Genomic DNA, 6,473 nt, shown 5'->3' with positions numbered 1-6,473 from the left:
TTTTTAGCGTGGGTTAGGTGCGCCAGGTCCAGGATTCTTGCGGAGATGCTCGAAAGCGACGGTTAAAACAGTTGTGGTGATGCGAGCTTGTGAAGCAGGGGACACGCTGTATAACGTCATAAGCTCAAAAATCCACGGCTCTTTTCGTTGAAGCTGTCGGTACGCTTTTTCAACTTTTTGATTAATCGTTCCTGTAAAGCTACTATAGTTATCATCTACAAATCTTACAATTGAACGAAACAAATATTCTGTTAGTTTATCGTCCATGCCTCCACGCTGTGCTTCGCGATAGATACTTCGATATTGCCTTTTTAAGATTTTCATCACGCGGTCTACGTCTTTAGTAGCGCGTATGAATTCAGCTTGATGAGGCAAGTATGCATACTGACTCTCGTCATATCGATATGGTTCTTCGTAAGACGTATTGATTGTTGGTACAGCGTAGGTGTATTGAGGCATTGTATGATAGTTTGGAGTATAGTCTGGGTAGCTCCAATGGTAATAATACATCCATTTCACTCGCTTTCAATTAGTATAAATTAAATGATTGTTTATCAATTAGTAAACGGGATGGTTGGTGTACTGGTGAAGTTTTTCTAAGTAATATCGAGGTGTTTTAAAGTACTTCCATGTACTATAAGCTGAATCTTTTGTTAAAACGTTAATATAAATAGGTGTATCAAGAAAGGTTTCTTTAGCGGGTAAGCTACTATAATAGCAATCAAATATTTTTAGTAAGTCAACTTCAATTGCAGTTTTTAGCGGCGTTATCTCATTGGAAGGAACAGTGAACGAGCCGAGTATAGAAGCACATTGATTTTTGTATGATATAACGTTTTGTTCTTTAATAAGGTCAAACTCAGATACTATCCATGTTTCATACGACTGAGCAGCGGGGTTTATAAAAGTAAGTCTTAGTTCCCAAGCGTTTATCATCTTTATCCCACCTCTATAATCTTTACCTATACTTTTTATGATGGAAGAGGTAAAATTTAACTATAGTGTTTTCACCTAGATAATCATCCATAACATATAAATATGACGGGAGATTGATAGTGTGAATGTCCAAGTATTTGATGGAAAAAATGACAACTGGTTGACAACGAAAAACCCCGCTCAGCTTGCAGCGGCAACCGTTGATGGAAATAGCGGTTTAGCACCTGTTTCCTGGGGGAGCGAACAAGAAAAAACAGGATGGTATCATATGTATCAACCTCAAGGGATTACGGGAGTTCAGGTCAAAGATAGAGTAGAAGATGGGAATATCGTTCTGCGAATTCCTGATAATTGGAATGGAAAGCTAGTGGCTGCTGGTATTCCGGCTACGCGAGGCGAAACGTCAACCGATTTATTGTTTAGTGACTACGTACTAGCTAAAGGATATGCGTTTGTAGCTTCTGATAAAGGGACACCTGGAGAGGAGCAAGAAGGTGATCCGTTTGCAAAAGCAAAAAATGCCCTATCAGTAGAATGTGCCTCTATTGCTAAATGGAATAGGCAATTTCGTGCGACGGTACGCTATGCTCAAGAATACTTATTTACGCACCGTAAGACGGATCAAGTAGCATCTGAGATTCCGACATATGGTCTTGGCATTTCAAATGGTGGCTACGTTATTCGGTATGCGATAGAAAACGACGGGAAAAACGGTGAGCCTAAGCTTTTTAACGGAGCTGTAGAGTGGGAAGGTGTACTCTGGAGAGCAGAAGAGCCTAACTTGATTACATCTCTTACAACCGTTGTTCAGTCAGCAAAGGCTGCTCTATATGGTGGGAACTTGGCAGCAGTCAATTCTTTATATGAAGCTGGATTACCTAAAGGAACCGAATTTTTGTGGCCTTACCACGATCAATATTATTGGTTTTTAACGCTTAATATTTACCGAGATCATTTTGATTCTCATGCGCCTAAAAGACTGCAGTGGCCTGAATATTTAGCTTTGAATGAGCAAGGTATCCGCGACCGTTCCCGTGATGATATCTTTGAACAGTATAGTTATGCAAAGCGCCCAAAGAAGGTTAAAGAAAAAGTGAAAGAAATTGAAAACACAGGAGACCTTACCGCGCCTTTAATTAGCGTAACGGCAGCATATGATACCCTTATTTTCCCGCGCGTACATGCTTATCCTTATGAACAGCTAGTAAAAAAAACAGGTAAAGCTAAATGGCACCGTCATTACGTAATTGAAAATGGAAATCATATTGATGGGCTTGTTTGGAATGAGCATGTGGATCCCAATCGTAAGCTTCAACCCATGCTTCCATATGTATATCAGGCGTTCGAGCTGCTTATTCAATGGGTAGAGGAAAAGGTCGAACCGCCTGAAAGTCACTTTGTTCACGCACCTACTGAACCTTATAAAATAACGAATTTAAAAACAAAGCAATTTATGAATCCATTAACAACGCAGGGATAGGTTTAATACCTTCCCTGCTTTTTTATGTTTAAAATTCAGAAAGAGTGGAAGATACACAATAAGAACATACTAACTATTTAATGAATAACGAGGAGTGGGCCTGAAATGATGACGCATAAATTGTATATTAACGGACAGTATACAGACTCAACATCGAGTGAATTGATTGAAGTAGTAAACCCTTCTACAGAAGAAGTTATTTCGAAAATTTATAAGGGTACAGAAGAAGATGCAAACAAAGCAATCGATGCGGCATACGAAGCACAAAAAAAGTGGGAGAAGGTTCCTTCTGCAGAGAGAGGGAAAGTGGTTCGAAAGCTTGGAAATCAAATAAAAGAAAAGCGTGAACGTTTTGTGGAGCTGCTTATGGAAGAACAAGGGAAAAGTAAAGATCAAGCTGAAGGAGAAATTGATACTGCTATTGAGTACTTTTACTACATGTCAGAATGGGCTCGTCGCATTGAAGGTGAAATTATTCCAAGTGATCAACGCAATGAAAACATCTTTTTGTACAAGCGTCCGATTGGTGTTGTAGCAGGAATAGTGCCGTGGAATTTTCCGATGTTTATTCTAGCGCGAAAAGTAGCGACAGCATTGATTACCGGCTGTAGCATCGTTTTAAAACCAAGTCAACAAACACCAAACACAGCTGCTGAATTTACAAAAATTATTGCACACATGAAAGAGCTCCCCGCAGGAGTTTATAATTTTATTACAGGAACAGGATCTACAATTGGTACAGCGATGGCCAGTAATCCGAAAGTAGGCATTGTCACAATGACTGGAAGTGTTCCGGCGGGTACAAAAGTGATGGAAGCAGCAGCGAAAAACATTACCAAAGTCAACCTAGAGCTCGGTGGGAAAGCGCCAGCCATCGTAACAAAGCATGCAAATCTAGACGTTGCGGTTAAAAGCATTAAAACATCTCGTCTTACAAACGCAGGTCAAGCTTGTACAAATGCTGAACGTGTCTATGTTCATGAAGACGTTGCGGAGGAATTTATTAAAAAGATGACGCAGGAAATGTCCAATGTGAAAATTGGAAATCCTTTAACAGATGAAAATGTTGAAATGGGACCGCTTGTTAGTAAAGAGCGCCTTGAAACAGTAGAAAAGATGGTGGAAAATGCAGTAAAGCAAGGTGCGGAAATTCAAGCAGGTGGCAAACGTTTAGAGAAAGAAAAAGGTTATTTTTACGAACCTACCGTTTTATTGAACGTGACGCAGGATATGGAAATCATGCAGGAAGAAGTGTTTGGGCCAGTTCTGCCAATTATGACTTATAACGACCTAGATAAAGCCATAGAGCTTGGGAACGACTCTAAATATGGTCTTTCTTCATCAATCTATACAGATAATATTCATGAGGCAATGAAAGCAGCAAACGAATTAAAGTTTGGTGAGACATTTGTAAATAGAGAAAATTTTGAAGCCATGCAAGGTTACCATGCTGGTATGAGACAATCTGGATTAGGAGGAGCGGATGGTAAGCACGGCGTAGAAGATTTTCTGGTTACGCAAGTGGTTTATATGGAATATAATAAAGATTTTTCATAACCTCTATACAAATTTTATGCTGGGGTATAAATATTTTAGCTAACGAGATATCCGAACTATTAGAAGTTAACGACTTTTGATAGATCGGATATCTTTTTGTTCATTCCGGAAACAAGTTAAAAGGACCATTTGGTTATGTCCCAGCTCTTTTTTTGTGTATGATGAGACCGGATTTCTTGAATTTTCCTGTTAATTTGGTATGATAAAGTACAATGTGAAAATTTTAAAAAAATATGAAACTAGATGAAATATAGTTCGTATTTACGTATATACGAAATACATATATTTATACATGTGTAAGGAGGAGTGAATCTTTAAACTAGTAAAGCTAACAAATAAATTAAGATAAAATTAGGGAGTAGATTGTGTGAAAATGCCGCGTTTCTTTAAAAGTGGATTAGGAATTTTATTATTATTATTAATTCTATTTATGCTGTCAAAAGTGCAGTATATCTTACAGCCGATTGGCGTTATGATTACAACTATATTAGCTCCGATTTTAATCGCAGGGGTTTTGTATTACTTACTTAGCCCTATTGTTCGACTGATTATGAGAGCAAAGGTCCCCAAAACATTAGCGATTCTATTTGTTTTTCTTTCATTCATTGGTTTTCTAACCGGTGGAATCGTATTTTTATATCCTATTATTCAAGAACAGCTGTTGTCCTTAGCAAATTATCTACCAACGCTCGCGAAAGACGTGATGAATTTAATTAAAGATCTCCAACATTCACCGTTCACCGCTCGCTTTGCGGAAGAAGCAACAAAGTTTGATTTAGAGCAGCGCTTGACTGATATACTTGGGAACGTGGGGGATATGGCAACGACGATTGGTACAAGTACGTTAAAGATTTTTGACATTTTGACAAGCACAATTATTGTCATTATTACCGTTCCGTTTGTACTATTCTATATGTTAAAAGATGGAGAAAACTTACCTAAGCGCATCGTTCGTTTGACACCAAAGCGCTATCGTCATGATATCGACGGAATTTTAAGTAAGATAAATACAGGATTGAGTGCATTTATCCAAGGGCAAATTATTGTCAGTATGTTCGTTGGGGTTTGCGTTTATATTTGGTATTTATTAATTGGGTTAGATAATGCACTTGTGTTAGCGTTAATTGCATTATTTACGAATCTTATTCCGTTTATTGGACCGTTTATTGGGACTCTTCCTGGTGTCATTATGGGATTAATTCAAGATCCGTATATGGCGCTTTACGTTATTTTAGGCGTACTAATTATTCAACAAATTGAAAGTAACTTAATTTCTCCTCAAGTAATGGGAAGAAAGCTTGACGTTCATCCTGTAACCGTGATTTTGCTTTTATTAATAGCGGGTAGCGTAGCTGGATTTTTAGGATTGTTATTAGCACTGCCAACTTATACAGTGTTAAAAGTAATTGTTAGTCATATCTATGGAAGATTAATGGAAGATGACGAATAGAGCAAGCGACGTGTGTGATTTATATCATACACGTTTTTTTGTAGATATTATCCGTTTATTTTTGAATTATATATAAAAAAATAATAGTTTTTTATAAAAATGTTGAAAAAATACGAACTTTTGTGTTAGATTATTTAATATAATTCGTAGATAAAGATTTGGAAGGAGCCGTTTTACATGACAGCAACGATTATTAAAGGTAAGGAAGTAGCAGCAGAATTACGTGCCGATTTAAAAGAAGAAGTCGCACAATTAAAAGAGCAAGGTGTTGTACCAGGACTTACAGTTATCTTAGTAGGTGATAATCCAGCTTCACACTCTTATGTGAAAGCTAAGGCAAAAGCATGTGAAGAAATTGGCGTGGCATCAGAAGTAATTAAGCGTGATGTTAACATTACACAAGAAGAATTATTACAAGAAATTCAACAGCTGAATGAAAGTGAAGCTGTACATGGAATTTTAGTACAGCTGCCATTACCAAATCATATTGATGAAAAAGCTGTGTTAAACGCGATTTCTCCTAAAAAAGATGTAGACGGTTTTCACCCTGTAAGTGTTGGAAATATGGTGATTGGAGACGAGTGCTATCTCCCATGTACACCACACGGAATCATTGAGCTGATCAAGCGTTCAGGTGAAGAGATTTCAGGTAAACATGCAGTTGTAATTGGTCGCAGCAACATTGTTGGAAAGCCGGTTGCTATGCTTCTTCTTCAAGAAAATGCAACGGTAACGATTGCTCATTCACGCACAAAAGACCTATCAGCAATGATCAAGCAAGCTGATATTTTAGTGTCTGCTGTTGGTCGACCACGCTTAGTGAAAGCAGAAGACTTAAAGCCAGGTGCTATCGTTATTGACGTTGGGAACACGATGGAAAATGGAAAGCTTGTTGGTGATATTGATTATGAACCAGCAAAAGAAGTAGCAGGGTATATTACACCAGTACCAGGCGGTGTTGGTCCAATGACGATTACGATGCTATTGAAAAATACAGTTGATGCAGCGAAAACAATTAACAATTTAAAGTGAAACCCTAGACACAAGAAA

The 6,473-nt window shown here is 37.9% G+C and carries 6 protein-coding genes; 4 read left to right on the top strand and 2 right to left on the bottom strand.

Annotated elements, in window-relative coordinates; translation table 11 throughout:
• Nucleotides 1–3: 3 nt before the first annotated feature.
• Both BFL01S_RS18380 and BFL01S_RS18375 read right to left on the bottom strand, forming a co-directional pair.
• On the bottom strand, nucleotides 4–510 hold the full coding sequence (locus tag BFL01S_RS18380) for a hypothetical protein (RefSeq protein WP_224840366.1): 507 nt from the start codon (nucleotides 508–510) through the stop codon (nucleotides 4–6).
• A gap of 48 nt (nucleotides 511–558) precedes the next feature.
• A complete protein-coding gene (locus BFL01S_RS18375; RefSeq protein WP_061786584.1) occupies nucleotides 559–936 on the bottom strand; it encodes a hypothetical protein in 378 nt (125 codons plus the stop codon).
• Between the two features lie 121 nt (nucleotides 937–1,057).
• On the opposite strand from BFL01S_RS18375, the gene BFL01S_RS18370 reads away from it, so the two are divergent.
• From BFL01S_RS18370 to folD, 4 genes are all read left to right on the top strand, one after another.
• Nucleotides 1,058–2,416, top strand: a complete 1,359-nt coding sequence (locus BFL01S_RS18370; RefSeq protein WP_082802785.1) for an alpha/beta hydrolase — start codon at nucleotides 1,058–1,060, stop codon at nucleotides 2,414–2,416.
• Nucleotides 2,417–2,521: 105 nt separating this feature from the next.
• Nucleotides 2,522–3,973 (top strand): aldehyde dehydrogenase, encoded by a 1,452-nt coding sequence (aldA, locus tag BFL01S_RS18365; RefSeq protein ID WP_061786582.1) that lies wholly within the window; start codon nucleotides 2,522–2,524, stop codon nucleotides 3,971–3,973.
• A 373-nt stretch (nucleotides 3,974–4,346) separates the two neighbouring features.
• Nucleotides 4,347–5,423 (top strand): AI-2E family transporter, encoded by a 1,077-nt coding sequence (locus BFL01S_RS18360; RefSeq protein ID WP_082802786.1) that lies wholly within the window; start codon nucleotides 4,347–4,349, stop codon nucleotides 5,421–5,423.
• Between the two features lie 177 nt (nucleotides 5,424–5,600).
• On the top strand, nucleotides 5,601–6,455 hold the full coding sequence (gene folD, locus BFL01S_RS18355; RefSeq protein ID WP_025908880.1) for a bifunctional methylenetetrahydrofolate dehydrogenase/methenyltetrahydrofolate cyclohydrolase FolD: 855 nt from the start codon (nucleotides 5,601–5,603) through the stop codon (nucleotides 6,453–6,455).
• Nucleotides 6,456–6,473 lie beyond the last annotated feature (18 nt).

The organism is Priestia flexa NBRC 15715, assembly GCF_001591565.1.
Classification (GTDB): Bacteria; Bacillota; Bacilli; order Bacillales; family Bacillaceae_H; genus Priestia; species Priestia flexa.
This window is presented reverse-complemented; position numbering and strand designations above follow the sequence as displayed.

Coding starts and splice junctions, on each gene's coding strand:
- BFL01S_RS18380 (WP_224840366.1), bottom strand. CDS start 510: ATGTATTATTACCATTGGAGCTACCCAGACTATACTCCAAACTATCAT.
- BFL01S_RS18375 (WP_061786584.1), bottom strand. CDS start 936: ATGATAAACGCTTGGGAACTAAGACTTACTTTTATAAACCCCGCTGCT.
- aldA (WP_061786582.1), top strand. CDS start 2,522: ATGATGACGCATAAATTGTATATTAACGGACAGTATACAGACTCAACA.
- BFL01S_RS18360 (WP_082802786.1), top strand. CDS start 4,347: ATGCCGCGTTTCTTTAAAAGTGGATTAGGAATTTTATTATTATTATTA.
- folD (WP_025908880.1), top strand. CDS start 5,601: ATGACAGCAACGATTATTAAAGGTAAGGAAGTAGCAGCAGAATTACGT.